Annotated in this window: 20 protein-coding genes and 1 riboswitch; of the genes, 3 read left to right on the forward strand and 17 right to left on the reverse strand. The window is 35.6% G+C overall.

Annotation, left to right across the window (positions count from 1 at the left end; all coding sequences use genetic code 11):
• Positions 1–96: 96 nt before the first annotated feature.
• The 14 genes from purR to BR43_RS19090 form a co-directional block, all read right to left on the reverse strand.
• A complete protein-coding gene (gene purR / locus BR43_RS08420; protein ID WP_034561084.1) occupies positions 97–921 on the reverse strand; it encodes a pur operon repressor in 825 nt (274 codons plus the stop codon).
• Positions 922–1,097: 176 nt separating this feature from the next.
• Positions 1,098–1,931, reverse strand: coding sequence for a metal ABC transporter permease (locus BR43_RS08425; RefSeq protein WP_034561086.1), 834 nt, complete (start codon positions 1,929–1,931; stop codon positions 1,098–1,100).
• On the reverse strand, positions 1,877–2,584 hold the full coding sequence (locus BR43_RS08430) for a metal ABC transporter ATP-binding protein (protein ID WP_034561088.1): 708 nt from the start codon (positions 2,582–2,584) through the stop codon (positions 1,877–1,879). The genes BR43_RS08425 and BR43_RS08430 overlap by 55 nt, the downstream gene beginning before the upstream one ends.
• A gap of 93 nt (positions 2,585–2,677) precedes the next feature.
• The gene (locus BR43_RS08435; RefSeq protein ID WP_034561091.1) at positions 2,678–3,622 is read right to left on the reverse strand and encodes a metal ABC transporter substrate-binding protein; all 945 of its coding nucleotides are present in this window, start codon (positions 3,620–3,622) and stop codon (positions 2,678–2,680) included.
• A gap of 291 nt (positions 3,623–3,913) precedes the next feature.
• Complete coding sequence (locus BR43_RS08440) at positions 3,914–5,323, reverse strand: glycoside hydrolase family 1 protein (protein WP_034561093.1); 1,410 nt, start codon at positions 5,321–5,323, stop codon at positions 3,914–3,916.
• A 12-nt stretch (positions 5,324–5,335) separates the two neighbouring features.
• Entirely contained in the window at positions 5,336–7,198 is a 1,863-nt protein-coding gene (locus tag BR43_RS08445; protein WP_034561095.1) for a beta-glucoside-specific PTS transporter subunit IIABC, read from the reverse strand.
• A 129-nt stretch (positions 7,199–7,327) separates the two neighbouring features.
• On the reverse strand, positions 7,328–8,161 hold the full coding sequence (gene licT / locus BR43_RS08450; RefSeq protein ID WP_034561097.1) for a BglG family transcription antiterminator LicT: 834 nt from the start codon (positions 8,159–8,161) through the stop codon (positions 7,328–7,330).
• A gap of 312 nt (positions 8,162–8,473) precedes the next feature.
• Positions 8,474–9,208 carry an amino acid ABC transporter ATP-binding protein gene (locus BR43_RS08455; RefSeq protein ID WP_034561099.1) on the reverse strand — a complete coding sequence of 245 codons (735 nt, stop codon included), beginning with the start codon at positions 9,206–9,208 and terminating at the stop codon, positions 8,474–8,476.
• A gap of 2 nt (positions 9,209–9,210) precedes the next feature.
• The gene (locus BR43_RS08460; protein ID WP_034561101.1) at positions 9,211–10,848 is read right to left on the reverse strand and encodes an ABC transporter permease subunit; all 1,638 of its coding nucleotides are present in this window, start codon (positions 10,846–10,848) and stop codon (positions 9,211–9,213) included.
• Positions 10,849–10,966: 118 nt separating this feature from the next.
• Positions 10,967–11,148, reverse strand: a riboswitch (Lysine riboswitch).
• A 106-nt stretch (positions 11,149–11,254) separates the two neighbouring features.
• Entirely contained in the window at positions 11,255–12,451 is a 1,197-nt protein-coding gene (locus BR43_RS08465) for an MFS transporter (protein WP_034561104.1), read from the reverse strand.
• Complete coding sequence (locus BR43_RS20165) at positions 12,444–12,731, reverse strand: hypothetical protein (RefSeq protein ID WP_169741034.1); 288 nt, start codon at positions 12,729–12,731, stop codon at positions 12,444–12,446. Before BR43_RS20165 ends, BR43_RS08465 begins: the two co-directional genes overlap by 8 nt.
• A 7-nt stretch (positions 12,732–12,738) precedes the next feature.
• Positions 12,739–12,873, reverse strand: coding sequence for a hypothetical protein (locus BR43_RS20600; protein ID WP_281173960.1), 135 nt, complete (start codon positions 12,871–12,873; stop codon positions 12,739–12,741).
• 63 nt (positions 12,874–12,936) lie between these two features.
• Positions 12,937–13,095: a hypothetical protein gene (locus BR43_RS19875; RefSeq protein WP_157463978.1), complete on the reverse strand. Its 159-nt coding sequence runs from the start codon at positions 13,093–13,095 to the stop codon at positions 12,937–12,939.
• A gap of 83 nt (positions 13,096–13,178) precedes the next feature.
• Positions 13,179–13,757, reverse strand: coding sequence for a TetR/AcrR family transcriptional regulator (locus BR43_RS19090; RefSeq protein WP_084679831.1), 579 nt, complete (start codon positions 13,755–13,757; stop codon positions 13,179–13,181).
• Between the two features lie 111 nt (positions 13,758–13,868).
• On the opposite strand from BR43_RS19090, the gene BR43_RS08480 reads away from it, so the two are divergent.
• Positions 13,869–14,285, forward strand: a complete 417-nt coding sequence (locus tag BR43_RS08480; RefSeq protein ID WP_034561110.1) for a hypothetical protein — start codon at positions 13,869–13,871, stop codon at positions 14,283–14,285.
• A gap of 196 nt (positions 14,286–14,481) precedes the next feature.
• Complete coding sequence (locus BR43_RS08485; RefSeq protein WP_034561112.1) at positions 14,482–15,450, forward strand: ketopantoate reductase family protein; 969 nt, start codon at positions 14,482–14,484, stop codon at positions 15,448–15,450.
• Between the two features lie 228 nt (positions 15,451–15,678).
• On the opposite strand, the gene BR43_RS08490 is transcribed toward BR43_RS08485, so the two are convergent.
• Together BR43_RS08490 and BR43_RS08495 are read right to left on the reverse strand one after the other, a co-directional pair.
• Positions 15,679–17,112, reverse strand: a complete 1,434-nt coding sequence (locus BR43_RS08490; protein WP_034561114.1) for a 6-phospho-beta-glucosidase — start codon at positions 17,110–17,112, stop codon at positions 15,679–15,681.
• A gap of 17 nt (positions 17,113–17,129) precedes the next feature.
• Positions 17,130–18,476 (reverse strand): PTS sugar transporter subunit IIC, encoded by a 1,347-nt coding sequence (locus tag BR43_RS08495; RefSeq protein WP_211252919.1) that lies wholly within the window; start codon positions 18,474–18,476, stop codon positions 17,130–17,132.
• 150 nt (positions 18,477–18,626) lie between these two features.
• Here BR43_RS08495 and BR43_RS08500 point away from each other — a divergent pair, with 150 nt between their 5' ends.
• Entirely contained in the window at positions 18,627–19,526 is a 900-nt protein-coding gene (locus BR43_RS08500; protein ID WP_034561119.1) for a LysR family transcriptional regulator, read from the forward strand.
• Positions 19,527–19,588: 62 nt separating this feature from the next.
• On the opposite strand, the gene BR43_RS08505 is transcribed toward BR43_RS08500, so the two are convergent.
• Entirely contained in the window at positions 19,589–20,605 is a 1,017-nt protein-coding gene (locus BR43_RS08505; RefSeq protein WP_034561121.1) for an alpha/beta hydrolase, read from the reverse strand.
• Between the last annotated feature and the right edge of the window lie 45 nt (positions 20,606–20,650).

Below are 20,650 nucleotides of genomic sequence, written 5' to 3' on the forward strand. Positions count from 1 at the left end.
AGGTTACATAGGATTCAGAAATTAATAGATTCAATCCACAAAAAGAGAGACAAATCATTAGCTGACTTGTCTCTCTTGCATATTATATATCGACTTCTATTTCTTCACTTGATAATAATTTCCTGGGCTTACATGAATCGTTTTGTCGCGAATATCGACTTCATCCACACACAATAACGAAGAGTAATCATCAATCATCCGGTTGCCACTAAATGTTGACTCTGCAAACACCGTTACACCGACTAGTTCAGCTTCAAACTCATCAATCAAACTCTTCATTCCATTAACCGTTCCGCCACCCTTCATAAAGTCATCCACGATTAATACTCGTGAACCACGTTTCAGGCTACGTTTTGACAACTCCATTTTTTCAACACGTTCTGATGAACCAGACACATAGTTGATACTAACTGTTGAACCTTCTGTAATTTTTGAGTCACGACGCACAATAACAAAAGGAACATTTAGATAGCTAGAAACAGCCTGTGCAATTGGCACACCTTTTGTAGCAACAGTCATAACCGCATCGATTTTTTCATTTAAGTATTGCGTTGCGATAATTTTACCAACTTGACGCAAGACACTTGGCTCACCTAACAAATCTGATAAATAAACATATCCACCTGGAAGTAGGCGATCTTGTTCAGATAAACGAATGCACATTTCTTTCACAAATTCATCTGCTTCAACTTTATCAATTTCAGGAATAAATTTTACACCACCAGCTGCACCAGGAACTGTCTCTAACGTTCCAGTACCACGTTCTCTAAACGTTTTTTTCACAATGGTTAAATCTTCACTGATTGAAGACTTTGCTGAATCATAGCGATTAGCAAAATAAGTCAAAGAAACTAATGTATGGGGTCTTTCTAATAAATAACGTGTCATATCAATTAAGCGTTCACTTCTTTTTACCTTCAAAATTGTCACCTCTTTATTTTAATTTTAGTCTAGAATTTTTCACTTTCCTTATTATAATCGTTTTTCACGAAAAAAGGTAGTTAATTCTTTTAAAAACAGTTAAATTGTTCGTTTTTATTATATTTTTCTCATAAAAAAAGAGGAGAATTTTCGGATTCCCCCCTTTTTTGACTAATTTATTTAATTCGGCTAGTCTTTTTTCTAAAAAGTGACAATAATTTTCCAATCATACCACTAAAAATAAAGATGACAATAAAAATTAACGTAATTGTTGCTCCTGGTGGTGTGCCTAATTCATAAGAAGTCGTTAATCCACCAAACATGCCAATCAATCCTACAACCACACCCATTAACATGACTAAATTAAAGCTTTTAGATAAACGCATAGCAATCGCCGCTGGTAAAATCATAATTGCAGAGACTAATAACGCACCAGCAATCGGCATAATCACAGCAATGGTGATCCCTGTGATAACGTTAAACAATAGTGACATAAAACGCACAGGTAACCCCGCTGTAAAAGCTGTATCTTCATCAAAAGTTAACACATACATTGGCTTTCTAAATAAGAAAAACAGAAGAACAATGATTGTAAACAAAACGGCCAATAAATAAACTTGTTCTTGGCTAATCGTTACAATCGAGCCAAATAAATATTGCTGAATACTAGAAGTACCACTTCCTTCATCTAAACTCATCAAAACTAACGCAATCGATAAACCTGCTGACATTAAAACCGCAATTGAAACTTCTGAATAAGTTTTATAGATACTTCGGATATATTCAATGACTACTGCAGCAATCACTACAATAATTAATGTGGTTACAGTCGGATTTACATTTACAAACATTCCTAAAGCCACTCCGGCTAAGGAAATATGTGACAATGTATCTGCCATTAAAGATTGTCTACGCAAAACTAAGAATAAGCCTAATAATGGCGCAATAACGGCAATTAAGAACGAGGCTTGGAAGGCATGTTGCATGAATTCATGGCGAAACATCTCCACGGCGAATCCTCCTTTCGCACTAACTGAATATGACGATCAGCATAGTCTTTTATATCTTCGTGATCATGAGTTACCATCAGAATTCCTTTCCCATGAACCTCACTATTATGACGCAATAATTTATAGAAATCAGCACGTGCTTCAACATCCATCCCAGTAGTTGGCTCATCTAGCACAAACAAATCTGGGTCCGTTGCAAAAATTCGAGCTAGACAAATCCGTTGCTTTTGTCCACCAGATAATTCACCGACTTTTTTATGGCGCATATCCCACATACCTACAGACTGCAATGCCCGTTCAACATGTTCATGATCTTCAGGAGTCAAACGTTTAAACCAGCGTCCTCTTTGATAACGTCCAGAACGAACCAGTTCAATCACTGTGCTAGGAAATCCCGCATTAAACGAAGCTACTTGTTGAGGAATATAGCCGATACTTAATTTTTCACCTTGAACATTTACTGGTGAAATAGTTGCTACACCTTTATCTGGCTTTAATAATCCTAAGACATTTCTTAAAAGAGTTGATTTTGCTGCGCCATTTTCACCTGTTAGCATCACAAATTCACCAGGATCAACATTAAAAGATATATTTTCTAAAACAGGTTCATCATCATAATAAAATGTTAACTCTTTGACATCAATATAATGCAAGTCTAACTCTCCCTTTCAATAATTTATTTCATTTTTTAGACGTTTAAACAACACTTCACTATACGCCAAAATTCATTTAAATAAAAGAATAAACTATTTTATCGATTTTTGTAATGCTGCCAGATTCGATTCCATCACTCGAATATAATCAACACCTTTATCCTGTTCTTCTTTAGTAATGCCTTCAATTGGACTAAGCACTTCAAGCGCTGCCCCTGTTTCATTAGCTAATGTTCGTGCAATTTTTGGTGAAGCCGTTTCTTCAAAGTAAATAACTTTCACATCATTATCCTTTACAAAATCATTTAATTCAGCTAACTTAGCTGGACTAGGTTCTTGATCTGGTGATAAACCAGCGATAGCGACTTGTTTTAAATCATAACGATTGGCTAAATAAGCAAAAGCTGAATGTTGCGTCACAAATGTACGATTTTCAGCATCCTTTAAACCATTTACGAATTTTTGATTCAACGCCTCTAACTTCTCATTATAAGCATCTGCATTTTTTTCATACATTACTTTATTTGCTGGATCAGCCTTAATTACTCCTGCTTTGATTGCATTTACTTCTTCTTGCGCTAATACTGGATCTAACCAAACATGAGGATCATGGGCATGAGAGTGATCGTCATGGCCTTCTTCATCGTGATCGTGATCTTCAGCGCCATCCAGTAATTTAATTTCCTTACTTGCATCAATCACCACAGTTTTCTTTGTATCAACATTCTTCAAAACGCTGGCTACCCACGTTTCCATTTCCTCACTATTGTAAACAAATACGTCAGAATCAGCAATCTTAGCAATATCCTTAGCACTTGGTTCATAATCATGCGGTTCTGTTCCAGCCTTCATTAGTACTGAAACCTCCGCTTGATCGCCAGTTACATTTCGAGCAAAATCATACATTGGATAAAAAGTCGTTACTACTTGCAATTTAGTGCTATCTTTTGCTTCATTATTATTAGAGCCACAACCAACCATTACTAAAATAATTCCTAAAGTCAATGCAATTAAACTTAATTTGTTTCTTTGTTTCATCGATAAATTCCTCCTATAATTAACGGCAACTATTGAATGTCGAAATTAATTGCAACAGCCTTCCTCCACAAAGGATGGATTTCCCAGTTAAACAATTCCATTCAAATAAGTACACAAGCTAACAAATAAATTAGGTTATTTCGCACAAATCGTAACCATTACTATTTGCTTGCATAATGTAGCTTATCATTAACCGAAAGTATCGTCAAGCGAAAACCAATAAAGTTTATTAAATTTATTGGTTTACTAAAAAATCTACCTAAGAATAACTAAATTCTTAGGTAGATTTTCTTATTTCATTACCAAACTCTCACCATTCGTTGCAATTACTTCTTGATACCAATTAAAACTTTTCTTTTTATAACGAGCCAAACTCCCTGAACCATCGTCATTACGATCCACATAAATAAAACCATAACGTTTACGCAATTCAGCTGTCGTAAAGCTAACAAGATCAATACAACCCCATGACGTATAGCCCATTACCTCAACGCCATCTTCAATTGCTTCACTAACTTGAACTAAATGGTCCCGCATATAATCAATACGATAATCATCTAGAACGGTTTTCGTACCATCTTCCAATTCAACTAATTCATCAACCGCACCTAGCCCATTTTCAACAATAAAGACTGGTTTTTGATAACGATCAGCTAAACAGTTTAGATAATAGCGCAAGCCTTCTGGGTCAATTTGCCAGCCCCATTCACTTGCTTTTAGATACGGATTAGGCACGCCGCCAAGAATATTGCCTTCACCTGCCTCAATCGTTTTGTCAACAGACTCGCACGTACTCATATAGTAGCTAAATGAAATAAAATCCACTGTTGCTTTCAATGCTGCTGTATCTTCGGGAGTCATGATTAATTCAATTCCATTTTCTTTAAAGAAGCGTTTGGCATAAGCCGGGTATGCACCCCGAACTTGAATATCTGAAAAGAAGAAATTTTCTCGTTCTGTTGCCATTGCCGCTAAAACATCTGCTGGTGCAGGGGTCAACGGATAAACAGGCATCCCTAAAATCATACAACCAATCTGAGCTGTTGGAATAATCTCATGGCATGCTTGAACCGCTTTGGCGCTAGCAACTAATTCATGATGAATAGCTTGATATAAGTCTTGTTTAGATAATTCATCTTTCGGCGTATGGATGCCACCACTTAAGAATGGCGCATGAGTAATTGAATTGATCTCATTAAACGTTAACCAGTATTTTATTTTATCTTGATAGCGTGTAAAAACTGTTTTTGCATAATGTTCAAAGAAATCAATCATTTGACGACTACGCCAGCCATCATAAGTCCTTGCCAAATGTAATGGTGTTTCATAATGTGACAACGTCACTAAAGGCTCCATTCCATACTTATGACACTCATCAAATACACGATCATAGAAAGCCAATCCTGCTTCATTTGGTTCTAACTCATCACCTTGTGGGAAAATTCGTGACCATGCAATGGATAAACGGAAAGTTTTAAAACCCATCTCGGCAAATAAACGAATATCCTCTTGATAACGATGATAAAAATCAATCCCAACTAACTTTAAATTATCTTCCGTTGGCAACTTCGTTGGCGCTTCACGCCAGCCCTTTGGAGCAACATCTTGAACACTCAAACCTTTGCCATCTTCATCGTAAGCACCTTCACATTGGTTAGCCGCAACTGCGCCGCCCCATAAAAAATCTTTTGGAAAATTCATTTTTCTTCCTCCTTAAACAACATAAATTAATGTCTCTTGACTTTCAGTCTCACTGATTTCTTTGACAACAACATCAATAAAATTCGGTGTATTTGTCACAATAATCGGTGTCACACAGTCATAACCTGCTGCTTTCACTTGATCAAAATCAACCGTTAAAATTGGTTGCCCTTTTTTGACAACATCCCCTGCTTCAATATGCGCCGTGAAAAATTCACCATTTAACTCAACTGTATCCACTCCCACATGAATCAATAATTCAATCCCACTCTCACTAGTCAGACCAATTGCATGCTTTGTTGGAAATAAAACTGAAACTGTACCATCGAAGGGGGCATATAACGTATCTGACTCAGGTAAGATTGCCACACCTTCACCCATCATCTTGCTAGAAAAAGCTTCATCATTAACCTTCTCCAATGGAATAACTTGCCCTTTAACAGGTGCATAGATTTTCATTGGGTCACTACTACCTGTTTTCACTGATTCAGGTGCCTCAACTACCGCTTTTTTACTATCCAAATTCCCTTCATCAATTCCAAATATCCACGTTAAAATAAACGTTAAAACCATTGACATTACAGCAACTATAATAGCATTTATACTATTGCTGTTGCCCTCACCGCCAATAAATTGAGGAATCGATACTAATGATGGAACGGCAAATGCATAGGATTCTAATCCTGTAATTCCCATGTAAACACCACAGATTGCCCCAGAAATCATTGCTGCATATAAAGGACGTTTGTATTTCAACGTAATCCCATAAAGTGCCGGCTCAGTAACTCCTGCTAATAACGCTGAAATTCCCGATCCCATTGCCACTTGCTTTAAATTTTTATCTTTTGTTTTAAAGGAAACTGCTAAAGCCGCCGCCCCTTGCGCTAAATTCGCTGCTAACATCGCTGGTAAAATCAAGATATCTGGCGTAGCTGGTGAAGCAATTAAGAAAATTGGAGCAAATGCCCAATGCATTCCAGTCATCACAATTAACGGCATAAAGGCTGCCATTAAGCCCATTGCTAACCAACCTGCTTTGCTTTGAATCCAAATAATTGCTGTTGATAAAGCTTGACCTGCGTAGATGCCAATTGGTCCAACTAAAACTAACGCAATGATTCCAGAAATCAACAATACCAATAACGGCACCGTAATACTCTTAATCACGGATGGAATAATTTTATCAAAAAAGGTTTCAATGTATTTCATTAACCAAACCATAATTAAAATTGGAATAACTGAAGAACCATATGAAGCTAACGTAACAGGTAAACCGAATAAGTGGAGCGGGTCACCGGCTGTTACCATCCCGACAAAGTTTGGATGCAGCATAATTCCAGCAACTGACACTGCCAGCATTGGCGAAACTTTAAATTTTTGAGCCGCTGTAAAAGCCAACATAATTGGCATAAAGTAAAATGGTGCATCGCCAAAGAATGACAGCATCGCAAAAGTTTGACTGGAATCTTTTAATACTCCAGTCATTGGTAGAATAATCAGCAATACCTTAATCATCCCGCCGCCTAGCATCGCTGGAATCAATGGTGACATACAACCCGAAATCACATCAACAAAGGCTTCAAATAAATTCTTTTTTGGACCTGATTCTTCACTACCTCCATCATTACTAAAATGTCCTAATTTTACTAGCTCTTTATAATAAGAAGAAACATCATTGCCAATAATAATCTGATATTGACCTCCCTTCCGCATAACCCCCATTACACCTGGTACTTGTTTAACCTGATCATCATTAACAATTCCTTCATTATTTAAAACAAAACGCAAACGAGTCATACAATGTGTAACCGATTTAACATTTTTCTCACCACCAACTAACTCAATGATTTCTTTTGCTGTATTTGTATACTTCATTTTTATTCCTCCTAATTTTCAACCTATTGCACTTAAGAAAACAAAGCAAACCTAGCCAGACTTACCAAATAAAGTAAGTCCAACTAGGTCATGCTCCCAAATAATGCTGGGATAACAATCCTATTCTTTTTATAAATTTTTTGTGACTCTTCTAATATGTGCAGTTAGGTATAATAATTCTGTTGAGCTTAACTCATAATCAAATTCCGCCTTAACAAAGTCACCAATCTGCATCGCACACAAATATTCTAGATGATATTTACTTTGCAGTGTAGCCAGTAGCTCCACATCATCATCTTCATAATGTTCCCCAACTAACAGCCGCTGTGCGAAAAATTTTAGATGCGTAATAAAGCGATAATAATCGAGTGAACTTTCATCAAATTCAGTTCGATATTCTTTTTTTACAATATTTTCAATTTGTTTCGTTATTTCTGTGACTTCATAAGCCAGCTGAAAAGTTTTGTCCTGCTCAGCATTCACAAAATGAATGGCAATAAAAGCCGCTTCATCAATTTCAAAAGCGATTCCTAGTTCATTCCGGACAATTTCAATAGCCTTTTCGCCAACGCTGTATTCGTCTGGGTAAAAACGTTCAATGTCCCATCGCAACGGATTTTTTAAAATAATGCCCTCTTGATAACGCTCAACCGAAGAATGAATGTGATCCGTTAAATTTACATAGATCGTTTCATTTAAATTTTTACCAAGCTTAATCTTTCCAAAATTAATAATTTTTTCTGCCACTAAAATATGTTCCATCGGTACATCAATTAAAAGCTCGGTGAATTTGCTTAATGTATCTTTATCACGCAATAAGAAGGTTTTTTCCACCAGTTCCATATCAACTGCTTGATTCCGCTTCTTACCAAAAGCAACACCTTTGCCCATCAATAAAACCTCAACGCCCATACTATTTACAGAAATAACCGTATTATTATTCAACACACGTTTTATGATCATAAAACAACCCCATTTTATACAAAAAAATCCCATTCACTCGCTTTCCCAAAGAGTTCTCCAAAAAGACTCCCAGCCGCGATGCAAATAGGTCCTGCTCACTACAAATAGTGATAACATCCATATATACTGCATTTACACTCTATAGCATGCTTACCCGAAGTAATAACATCTACAGTCTATCTACTAAATTACCACTTATTGAAAGGGCTGTCAACAGCTTTTCAAATTTTCAATAATGAACACACATGTAAATCATGATGAAAATCAAAAAAAGATTGAGTAAAATTTACTCAACCTTTTGATTTTCACTTTTTAACGCAATGTCCGTTGCAAAAACTCTTTTGTCCGATCTTCTTTAGGATGATTAAAGATTTCTTCTGGAGGACCTTCTTCCACAATAACCCCTTTATCCATAAAGACAACCCGATCTGAAACCTCTTTTGCAAAATCCATTTCATGGGTCACGACTAACATCGTTAAACCAATTTTTGCTAACTCTTTCATAACTTTCAATACTTCCCCAACCATTTCAGGATCTAACGCAGAAGTCGGTTCATCAAATAATAAAACATCTGGATCCATCGATAACGCTCTAGCAATCGCAACCCGTTGCTTTTGCCCACCAGAAAGCTGACTTGGTTTTGCATTACTAAATTGCTCCATCCCCACTAACTGTAGGTTTTTACGAGCAACTTTTTCAGCTTCTTCCTTAGAACGCTTCAATACTTTGATCTGTCCCACCATACAATTGCTTAAAACATCATGATTGTTAAACAAATTAAATTGCTGAAAAACCATCCCTAAATGTTTACGATACTCATTAATATCATGAGTATCCTGCATAATGTTGTTGCCTTTATATAAAATATCGCCACCACTTAATTTCTCTAACAAATTAATGCAACGTAGCAATGTCGATTTCCCAGATCCAGAAGAACCGATTACACAGACAACTTCACCTTTATTTACTGAAAAATCAATATCTTTTAACACTTCATGAGCGCCATATGATTTCATTAAATGTTGTACTTCAATAATTTTTTCCATGATTATCTTCCTTCCCGATCATTAATATCTTCAATTGCTGATACTTGCATTTGATTGCCCATCATTGTAAAATCGGCTGGTCCGTCCATTCGTCTCTCAACATAACGCAAAATTCGAGTAACCGTAAAGGTCATAACAAAATAAATGACACAGGCTACTAAGAAGGATTCAAAGTAACGGAAATTATTCCCTGCCACTGACTTCGTTTGGAAGTAAAGCTCTGTAACTGAAATAACATTTAACACTGAAGTATCTTTAATATTAATCACAAATTCATTCCCAGTTGCTGGCAAAATATTACGAACAACTTGTGGTAAAACAACATTCATCATTGTTTGAATATGATTCATTCCAATCGCATGAGCGGCTTCAAATTGACCTTTATCAATCGAAACAATCCCACCACGAACAATCTCAGACATATAGGCTCCAGTATTAATCGATACAATTAGAATAGCTGCAAATAAACGACTCATATCTAAGCCAAAAGCTTGCGCTGATCCATAGAAAATCACCATCGCCTGAACAATCATCGGCGTTCCACGGAAGATTTCAATATAGATAGAAAGAATGGTATTCACTACTTTCAAGACGCCTCTTTTCACCTTAGAATCTGGCGTTGGAATCGTCCGGATCACTCCAATAATCAAACCTAAAATTGAACCGATAATCGTTCCTACAAGAGCGATTAATAAGGTAATCCCCGCTCCTCTTAAGAACATTGGTCCATTCTCTTTGATAATTTTAAAAACCCATTTGAAGCTAAAACCACTATCTTCTAAGTCTGCTGCCGATGGATCATCTGTTGCAGCTGCTGCATTCGCTTCTGATTCAGAAGGTTGATTTTTAATTGCCATCTCCATCATTTGACTGCGTTCTTCATCTGAAATTTTCGCTAACGCTTGATTCACTTCGGTTTTCAATGGACTATTTTTTAATAGCCCTACCGCTGTATCCGTATCTTCTGGCGCTGCGACAAACCCTTCTTTAAATTCAATCATTTTAAAGCTTTTATTTGCTGATTCGGCGGTAATTCCTTCTGGCAATTCAGAAACATACCCATCAATTACACCTGATTGTAAGGCAACACGCATTGCTGTAAAATTATCCATTGCCGTTTCTTGCTTTACACCCTTAATCTGATCAATTACTGAGTAATGGAACGTATTTAATTGGGCTGTAATTTTTGCACCAGCAAAATCTTGAATGGATGTTGCATTCTCATATGGACCACCCTTTTTCACTACCATAACTAGATGGGATTTGTAATAATTATCAGAGAAATCAATTGTTTTTTTACGTTCTGCTGTTGGCGACATTCCCGCCATTACGGCATTGATTTTTCCAGAAGTTAAGGCTGGAATTAAACCATCCCATTCAGTTTTAACGATAACTAATTTTTTCCCCATACTGTCCGCGACTTTTTTCGCCATCTCTACATCATAACCGCCTGCATAATCAGCAGATCCATCAATCTTAACTCCACCATTTGCATCCCCAGTTTGTGTCCAGTTAAACGGCGCATAGCCAGCTTCCATCCCAACAACAAACGTATCTGTTTCCTTATCAGATGCACAACCTGCAATCATAAAAGTAAATGCAGCAATTAATGCTAATCCAAGTACTAGTCTTTTTTTCATTAAAATCTCCTCTTCCTTCTTTCAACTTTTCCATGATAACCTTTAACAAATCGGGTAAAATACAAAACAAAAAACGCCCTAAGTTTTGAGCTTAGGACGTTTGAAAATTCATTTACGTAACCCTGTCAGCACAACTTAATAATCTGGGTAGACTACTAAGACAGTTCTGTAATTATTCATTACAGACCCAACAGAAAATCATGAGGTTATTTTCTATTTCGGCAATAGTTCCTTCTCCAAGCTTCACGGTTTCCTCAAACTCCACGGTGGACTAATAAATATTGCGCCTCTCCCTCATAAATGAGGTTCTATTCAATTCTATCCCAAATTTTACAGTAACTTATTCCCACTGTCAACCCTAGTTTTTGCTTATACTTCAGTAAAAACCCTTTATTTTAATGCGTACTTAAATTTCCTTGACTGAATAAAATACTAGGATAGTTCCTAGCAACGAGCTAATTAATCCAGCCAAAAGCATAATAAAAATGCCATAACTATCTAACAAAACTCCACCTAATAAATTACCAAATACACCACCTAAAGTCATTGCAACAATAACAATAGCTTGCCCTTTCACTTTATCTTCAGGTCGCATTATCCCATTAATGTAATAAACTGAGGCCGGAATATACAAAGCAAATGATAAAAATTGCAATCCTTGTCCAAAATAAATCATGCCTACACTTGGAGCGAATAAAAAAACAACCGCCTTAATCGTAAAGAAAAAAGCTGCCATCTTTAACAAGGTACTCCCCTTTACTTTGCGAACCAAGAAAGTAAAAGCCATCATCATAGGCAACTCCACACTCGCTGCTACCGCCAATGAAATACCAAAATCACTATCACCACCGCCAACATGGTGCATAATCTGAATCAAATACGTATTAATAATATTGTGGAAAATAAATAGACAACAAATTCCAATTAATAATATCAACAACTGAGGATAGCCCTTAAAAAAGTTGATTAATTCTGTGATTTTCAACCCTTTTTTTGAAGCAGCTCTTTCTATTTTCTGCTTTCCAGCCATTTTTGTTGGTGTTTTAAAACTATATGCTATCAAACCAACTAAACCATAAAAAAGAATATATAAATACGGTAAAATCGCTGGACTGAATTTGCTGACAATAAAGCCTAAAATAAAGGACATCGCCGCAAATGATAGCGACCCTAATCCCCGAGCTAGTCCATAGTTAATTGAAATTCCTTGATTAATATATTCAAAAATCAAAGAGTTTAGTAAAGGTTGAATCGTTAACATTAAAGTGCTGATGCTAATAAATAAAAGTGCGACTACCCACTGAATAGTTGGCAGATTAATTAGTAAAATGGACAAAATAATAACAAGTAACGCAAAAATACTAATCATTTCTTTTAAGGTGATTTTTTGTGTCTGATCCGCAAAACTTGCCACAATTGGTTGAATAATAGCAGCGCCAATGTTTGCCATTGCTAAAATTATTCCAACTTCCTTACCAGTAAATCCTTTGTCTAACAAAAAGATTGTTGCAAAAGCAAAAATCGCACAAAAACCCATCCAATACGTACTTTGCAAAAAGGAATAACGAACTGTCAACCAAACAGCATTTTCTTTTTTAGACACCCTTCCACCACACTCCGCTTCTATGTTTTACGTTTTCAAATAAATCGACCTTCTCCAACACAATAGGGACCTTCAAAAATCTCAAATTCCCGACCAATTCCGTAAACTGATAAAAAACTACACCTAAATATTCACGCTCCATATCCTCTTTCATTACACGATGAGGAGGATGATAATTATTTCCTGGGAAATATTCCCGAGCTATTCCATAAAAATAGACTTCCACTAATGATTCTCGCTGTAAAACTAACCATTGATTTACTCTATCATACTCAATCACTACAACACTAAGTCGTTTTCAAATTTGAACATTCGTCAAAAAAGATTGATTTTTTTTCATGAGTTGGCAAAATAATACCTACTACACCAGCTACATTCATTCTAATTCCTTGTGGATAAAAATAGTTTACACTATCTGACATTCTTTTGCCAATTGGATAGCGTTACATCGTCCGTTCCCACTCATCTTGATATGGAGCTAATGCTTACTCCCATGCCTTTTCAAATTGATTTTCAGATAAGAAAAGAGTTGCCTCATCAATCAAAACTTCTTGATCCGTTAAACAAGCTTCCTTTGCCGAAATCTGAATTCCCTGGCCTTCTAACTGCGTAAGTTGTCTCAATTCACAGCGCTTTCCACCCATTTTAATCCACGATTGCTATCCATCAAAATAAAAATAAAGATACTCCATTTTTCAGTTCCTTCCTTATAAGAAAGCAAGCCTATCTATTCTTTATAATCAAATAACTTAGAAATAAATTCCGTCATTTCTAAAACGGTCTCTTGATAATCTGATGCAACCCACCATTGAATTAAATGGCTAATTCCACCTGCTAGAAAAACCGACTCCATACTAAAAGAAACAGCTACTGGTTCATGAATAGTACCACTTCTTTTTATCAGAAAATCTTCAATTTCCTCAGTAAAAAGTGTATCCAGCATCTGGCGTAATTCCAAACTAGTTTGCGTCGCAAACAAGAGCTTAAATAATTTTCGATTTTCAAAAATATACATTAGTACTTTTTCAATAATAAATTCCTTTTGAGAATAATCGATTTTTTCATTGATTTCCTGTTTAATCTGTTCCAAACAAAAAAATAGCAAATGATACTTATCTTCAAAATGGCTATAAAAACTGGATCGACTCACCATCGCCAAGTCACAAATATCCTTCACTGTAACCTTTTCAAAACTTGTTTTATTTAACAAAGAAAACAATGCATCTGACAATAATTTATGTGTTTTCGTTACCCGTAAGTCCTTTTTATATACTGATTTCATGGACACATTTCTAGTTATGTACATTATCTTACACTCTCACAATTCTGTAGATTTTATTTTTTAATTACACCCAGTATACTATATTTGTACTCAGCAAGAAAGAGTTCTAAAAAATAACGAAAGAAGGAATTAAACATGACAAACTACGAAAATAAAGCAGATAAAATCTTAACTAAAACAGCAGAAACTGTAACAAAACTTGATGATACACTTGCAAAAATGGAAGAAACTGACAGCAAAGTGAAACACTTTATTGAACAAGAAAAAGCAATTCATGACATTAAAAAAATTATTCATGAAGGAAAAAAACTAGACAAATTAACAAATAAAGAAATCGATAATGACATTACGATTGCTGAAATCACTGTTGAAGAACAAGCAAAAGCTGTTGATAAAATTGATACTGAATTCACTAAACTTGATGATACTCTAGCTAAATTAACCGATGACAACGACCATAAAGTAAAAAGCTACTTAGAACAAAAGAAAGCCATCCATGAAGTGAAAAAAATCTTACATCAAGTAAATAAATTAGAAAAAATTTCAGACTAAAAAATAAACGACCGTAAAAAGAAAATTTTCTTTTTACGGTCGTTTTCTAATCAATAAAAACGTTGGTATATCAGCCTTTACCCTACTATTTACATAAGAAAAAACTTTTTCAAAAAGAAGGATGTATTTTACCCTTTAAAGTGGTACACTATAGCCAGATAACAAACTAAATTTTAAAATAAAGAGGAGTCTTACCATGCGCATTTTAGTTTTCGGTGCAGGCACAATTGGTTTATCCTATGCTTGGCTTTTATCCGATAATCATGATGTTTCCGTTTATGTTCGATCAGAGAAGGAAGAAACTGCTAATTTAGGTTATTCAATCGCTGTTCAAGATTTACGAAAAGAAAAGAGTTATGCTTTTAGATTTGAACCAACTATTGTTACAGATTTAGATGCTGACTATGACTTAATTCTAGTCACTGTCAATCGTTGCCAACTAGCACAAGTACTGCCTAACCTTAAACAGCACAAAAAAAATGCTCATCTACTTTTTATGCTTAATCATTGGGACATTACTACTGAAATTGAACATTATTTCACAAAAGAAGACTATATTCTAGGCTTCCCTTCCCAAGTCGGAGGCGGACGACATAAAAATAAATTAGATATTATCGTCTTTACAGAAGGTACCATCCTTGGATTACAAGATCCGTGCCAAAAAGCGATTGTCACAAAATACAAAGAAGAATTCGATCAATCCGATTTACATGTGACGATTCAAGAACATATGGTGGATTGGCTTAAAATTCACTATTTGCAACAATCCATTAATGCTGGCGCTATTTTAAAAGCCGGTGGATTTGAAGAATTCTCGTGTAACTCAAAAGCTATTTCTGAAATGATTATCGCCTATCGTGAGGGTTTAAAGGTCTGCGAAGCACTTGGGGTATCTACAAAGAAACTCTTCTCAGCTCGCATGTTCTACTATCCCAAAATTATTGTCACACCCTTTATGAAACATATTTTCCAAAAAAATGAAACTTCTAAAATTCTGCAAGGTCACATGCAACATGGCTTAGTTGAATGGATTTATGGCTATCAAGAAATCCTCAAAACTGGGGAAGAACTAACTATTCCAATGCCAGCTTGGCATTCATATGAAACTTATATTGATAGTTATTTAGAAAAAAATCCAGAATTAGAAATTACTTTAACTAAATAACTTGAGAAATCTCTGGCTTTTTCTTTTTAGTAGCTAGAAAAAATCTTAAACTAATAGAAATCGCAAGAAATCCATTTTATAAATGTTGATTTCTTGCGATTTTATTTAACTGATTTCATTCAAATTACTTAGGATTATTCATGATCTCATCAAGTAAAATCTAAGCTCACTGCAGTCTTTGAATTTGTAACATAACCATCAGGAACAGAATGAGTCCGGATCATTTTCTTACAATTTTTCTCCATTACTTGCAATCACTTGTTGGTACCACGTGAATGATTTTTTCTTATACCGCTTTAGATCACCATTACCATTATCATCTCGATCAACGTAAACAAAACCATACCGTTTTGACATTTCTCCAGTGCTAGCACTAATTAAATCAATGCATCCCCAACTTGTATAACCTAAACAGTCAACACCATCGGCAATGGCTTCGCTAATTTCGATGAGATGATTACGAGTATAATCAATTCGATACGTGTCGTCAATTGTATTATCAGCTTCTAAAATATCTTTGGCTCCTAATCCATTTTCTACAATAAAAAGTGGCTTTTCATAGCGATCATAAAGATCGTTCATGGTAATGCGCAACCCCAGAGGATCAATCTGCCACCCCCATTCAGTTCGTTCCAAATAAGGATTTTTCAAACTGGCAAAAACATTCCCTTCCGTGCTTTCTTTATCACTTAAATCATCACTAGTTAAGCGCGATGAATAGTAACTAAAGGAGATAAAATCAACGGTATTAGTTGCTAAAGTCTCCAAATCTTCAGGCATTATTTCGAGTTGAATGTTCCGTTCTTTGAAAAAGCGTTCTGCGAATTTAGGATAATACCCTTTTGATTGAACATCAATAAAGAAATAGTTAGTCCGATTGGCCTCAATAGCCGCCCAAATATCCTTCGGGTTACAGCTATAGGGATAATAAGTAGCTCCAGCTAGCATACAACCTATTTGAAAAGTAGGATCAATCTCATGGGCTAGTTTTGTTGCTAAAGCCGAAGCTACTAATTGATGATGAGCGCTTTGATATAACACTTGATCCGGATTGGATTCTTCTGATATATCTAAAGCTCCTCCAAATAACGGAATGTGTAAAATCATATTGATTTCGTTAAAGGTTAACCAATACTTAACTTTACCTGTATAACGTTTGAATAAGACTTGGCAATAGTTCAAATAGAAATCAATAAGTTGCCGATTTTTCCAACCACCATAATTGACCATTAAGGCCACTGGTGTATCAAAATGATTAATGGTAACTAAAGGCTCAATATTATAGGATAAACATTCCTCAATCACTTGATCGTAGAAAGATAAACCCGCTTCATTTGGTTCCGACTCATCACCATTAGGGAAAATACGAGCCCAACAGATAGAAAAGCGAAAGGTTTTAAATCCCATTTCTGCCAGCAAAGCAATATCCTCTTTGAAATGATGATAAAAATCAACAGACTCATGACTTGGATAGTAATCATAGGTTGTTTTTAAAGCCTTTAATGGCGCCGCTAACGCATCCTTACGTCCATGTTTCCCATCAGGCAATATATCGACTGGTGACAAACCTTTTCCATCTTTCTGAAAGGCCCCTTCTGATTGGTTAGCTGCAAGAGCACCACCCCATAAAAAGTGTTGCGGGAATTTTTTTGATACAGTCATTGTTTCTCTCCTTTTCATTAAGCAGCCGTTTCTTCAAGGACTGCTTTTTTATCTAGAATTTTAATAAATGGTAGATACATTAATGCACTTGCGAGAATAACGAAAACTTGAAATAAAGCCACTCGCCATGAACCACTGGCGGTTGAAATAAAACCTGACATAATAACAGGCGTACCTAAAGGGATAATCGTTGTCAAACGTGGCAATATATTGATAACCGTTAAAAGGTAAGCCACAACAGATACAACAATTGGAGATAGGACAAAAGGAATAATCATAACTGGATTTAAAACCATTGGTAAACCAAAAATAACAGGTTCGTTAATTCCACAGAAGTTAGCTACAACTGATAGTTTTCCTAAAGTTTTGTATTGACTACTTTTAGCAAAAAAGACGAGATACAAACAGAGTCCTAAAGTCAGACCTGATCCTCCACCAATTGTGTAAACTTGCCAAAATGTTCGATTTAAAATGTTCGGCAACTCATAGACAGAAGTACCCGCATTTAATGCATCTACATTAGCATTATTAAGAGAGGTCCATAATGGATAAAATATAGGCAAAATAATAGCAGTCATGCCATGAATTCCAAGGCTCCATAATAATTGCGCTAAGAAAGCAGCGAATATGAACGACCAAATATTATTACCTAAGAAGTTTTCAATTGGTGCTTGAATCAAGCTGTAAATACCTGATTGAATCCCAGTGACACTCTCTATTGGAATTAAAGCTACTAGTTTATCAACAATCATAAAAAAGATAATGGAAACAAATCCTGGCATTAAACCAGCAAAGGACTTGCCGATAGTTGGTGGTACTGAATCAGGCATTTTAATCATTAAATTTTTTGTTAAAAGAAAATCGTATATTTTAGTTGAGATAAGTGCAACGAAGATAGCCACAAATAACCCCTTTGCCCCTAGCCATTCCATTGGTAAGAAGCTTGCCGCTGGAATTTCAACTCCTTCTACCACTGTGAGATTATTATTTGTTAAAAAATTTTGAATCGTGACAACGGTATTTCCAAAAGGTGTAACAGCTAAAAATGAGAATAGAGCAATCATTCCGGCCACTCCCTGATCACGATTCAACCGTTTAGCAAAAGCATAGGCGATAAAGAAAACCGCATAGATAGATAAAATATCATTAGTGACCTTATTAGGGATATCAAAAAAGTTTTTGAGACCCGTTGTAATAATGAAATTTTGATAGCTGTTGATGGCCAAGTTGTTCAGCAACGAAAACATGGAACCAATAATTAAAACGGGCATTAACATCATAAATCCATCACTTACTGAGCTTAAGTACTTATTTTGAGAAATTTTCATAGCTCGGGGCATTATTTTATCATAGATAAGATTCATCATTTTTCCTCCATTTTTGTTTTATTAAATTAAGGTGAAAACAGGTAGATTGAATACCTGTAATAGCTTGATTGTATACTCTTTCATTCTAGTTTTTCCAATAGTATTGTTCTATAATAGCCATAGACAGAAACTATTAGGAGGTCGTTTATGGATTTAAGATTGCTAAATTATTTTATTGTGCTTTGCGAAGAAATGAACTATGGTCGAGCGGCCAAACGTTTATTTATTACCCAACCCACACTTAGCCAGCAAATGAAATCACTTGAAGAAAACCTAGGTTGCCAATTATTTACAAAGGAACATCATAAGTTAACGATGACACCTGAAGGAGAAGTTCTAAAAATTCAAGCATATAAATTACTACAAGCTGCTAATGAGACAAAACGATTGCTACAAAAAACAAGTACAATAGAAGAACGTAAACTTACTATTTATAGCTCAGGTTGTCATTTTTTTACGGAAAGTTTGGCAGAGTATGCACAACACTACCCAGATGTTTCAGTAAAAATCGATGAGTGTAGTAGTAAAAATGTTGTGCGCAATGTATTGGAGAAGCGGGCTGATTTTGGATTAGTTTATTTGCCAATTGTTAGTAGTACAAGTGACTTGGCTGTAGAGGAATTATTTGAAGATCAGTTTTTTATTGCCGTCAATAAAGAGCATTCCTTTGGACAACACAAACAACTTTCTTTAAAAGTTTTGGAGAATGAACGGTTAATTCTGGTTAAGCCTGGTCTGGCAGTTAGGGAGATGGTCGGGGAAGTAGCCATTCAAAAAAATATTCACTTACACCCAACTTACGAATTTCCTAATTATGTTCCTTGTTTAGATTTAGTTCGGCAAAATGTCGGCGTGACGATCTTACCTATAAGTTTTGCCAAGTTTCATTCTTTAGACAAGCTCCGGTTAATCAAGATTGAAGAACGTATCCCGAAAGCCACGTTAGCATTTTTGTATCGTAAAGAAAAAACATTTGCACCACATCAAGAAGCCTTTATTAATCAGATTAAAGAGCGATTTAAGATGATTGATTTATACAATCCATAAATTAGTACAAATTAAAAGCGTGAAACAAAACTTTTTTTAGTTTTGTTTCACGCTTTTTCAATTTATTTATCTCGATGATTTTCTAAGAAATTCATCACGCGTTCAAATGTATATTTTCCTGCTTCACTATTCATAATAAATTGGTACTCATGCTCCGTTTTAACTTCTTCTGGAAAGAAAATCCCTTCCACTTCAACATCATGCTCTTTCAACAAAGCCACAAAATCTCGACCATGTTCTTCAAATGAAAGCGTGTTGCCATCTGCAATTAATGATGGTGGATAATTATCCGTCATATAGTTTCGCAACGAAACTTGATGCAAACGCTCATCCGTCAACCATTTCTTTTCACCAACATACGCCCATGCAACTTGATTCATTAACAAATTCATCATCACAGATTTACTCTCTGTTCCAAGTTTTTTGATGTCAAATGGACCACAGAACATTAATGCACCTTTCAACGTTTCCAAAGGCACAACAGGTTGAATATCAACAGCGTCTGCTAATTTTTGGTTTGTTTGAATCGTTAAAAATTGACTGACAATTTGCGCACCCGCAGAATCTCCCGCAAAGAAAACTTGGTTCATGTCTATCTGAAACTCTTCTGCATGTTCCTTTAAGTATAAATAACTTTCCGTTAATTGAATCAGCGGACCAGGATATGGCTGTTCAGGCGCCAAAGCATAATTGATATTTCCAACAATATAACCATAACTTGCAATACTTTCTGCATAATTCGTTACATCTCGTTTATCTCCTCCAACATACGCTCCACCATGCATCCAAATCACTAAAGGAAGCTTTCCCGACTGTTCTTTTGGCATAATAACATCCAAAAATCCATTGGCTAAAGTAGAATGATAATCTAAATCCCTCACGATTTTCGTTTTTGCTTTAATTTCAGCATAATTTTCTGGCAAAAGATCCGTTTTAGGACGACTAAAACGCCGACGTAATAGCTTTGATACTGGAGTTGGTGTCAAGTTCACTAGTACTGTTGGAATGGCAACAGCAGCAAATAAAAAGGGGGCTACATATCTTAAAGCTTTCTTAGGTTCTATGTTTAATTTATCCATTCGATTTCCAACTCTCTTTCACTAATTATTAGTTGATTCTAGTTT

This window comes from Carnobacterium gallinarum DSM 4847, from assembly GCF_000744375.1.
In the GTDB taxonomy this organism is placed as follows: Bacteria; Bacillota; Bacilli; order Lactobacillales; family Carnobacteriaceae; genus Carnobacterium; species Carnobacterium gallinarum.

Bases quoted from the DNA above. Each gene is read 5' to 3' on its own strand.
- BR43_RS08435 (WP_034561091.1), bottom strand. From the start codon at position 3,622: ATGAAACAAAGAAACAAATTAAGTTTAATTGCATTGACTTTAGGAATT.
- BR43_RS08440 (WP_034561093.1), bottom strand. From the start codon at position 5,323: ATGAATTTTCCAAAAGATTTTTTATGGGGCGGCGCAGTTGCGGCTAAC.
- BR43_RS08445 (WP_034561095.1), bottom strand. From the start codon at position 7,198: ATGAAGTATACAAATACAGCAAAAGAAATCATTGAGTTAGTTGGTGGT.
- licT (WP_034561097.1), bottom strand. From the start codon at position 8,161: ATGATCATAAAACGTGTGTTGAATAATAATACGGTTATTTCTGTAAAT.
- BR43_RS08455 (WP_034561099.1), bottom strand. From the start codon at position 9,208: ATGGAAAAAATTATTGAAGTACAACATTTAATGAAATCATATGGCGCT.
- BR43_RS08460 (WP_034561101.1), bottom strand. From the start codon at position 10,848: ATGAAAAAAAGACTAGTACTTGGATTAGCATTAATTGCTGCATTTACT.
- BR43_RS20600 (WP_281173960.1), bottom strand. From the start codon at position 12,873: ATGTCAGATAGTGTAAACTATTTTTATCCACAAGGAATTAGAATGAAT.
- BR43_RS19875 (WP_157463978.1), bottom strand. From the start codon at position 13,095: ATGGGTGGAAAGCGCTGTGAATTGAGACAACTTACGCAGTTAGAAGGC.
- BR43_RS19090 (WP_084679831.1), bottom strand. From the start codon at position 13,757: ATGTACATAACTAGAAATGTGTCCATGAAATCAGTATATAAAAAGGAC.
- BR43_RS08480 (WP_034561110.1), top strand. From the start codon at position 13,869: ATGACAAACTACGAAAATAAAGCAGATAAAATCTTAACTAAAACAGCA.
- BR43_RS08485 (WP_034561112.1), top strand. From the start codon at position 14,482: ATGCGCATTTTAGTTTTCGGTGCAGGCACAATTGGTTTATCCTATGCT.
- BR43_RS08490 (WP_034561114.1), bottom strand. From the start codon at position 17,112: ATGACTGTATCAAAAAAATTCCCGCAACACTTTTTATGGGGTGGTGCT.
- BR43_RS08495 (WP_211252919.1), bottom strand. From the start codon at position 18,476: ATGAATCTTATCTATGATAAAATAATGCCCCGAGCTATGAAAATTTCT.
- BR43_RS08500 (WP_034561119.1), top strand. From the start codon at position 18,627: ATGGATTTAAGATTGCTAAATTATTTTATTGTGCTTTGCGAAGAAATG.
- BR43_RS08505 (WP_034561121.1), bottom strand. From the start codon at position 20,605: ATGGATAAATTAAACATAGAACCTAAGAAAGCTTTAAGATATGTAGCC.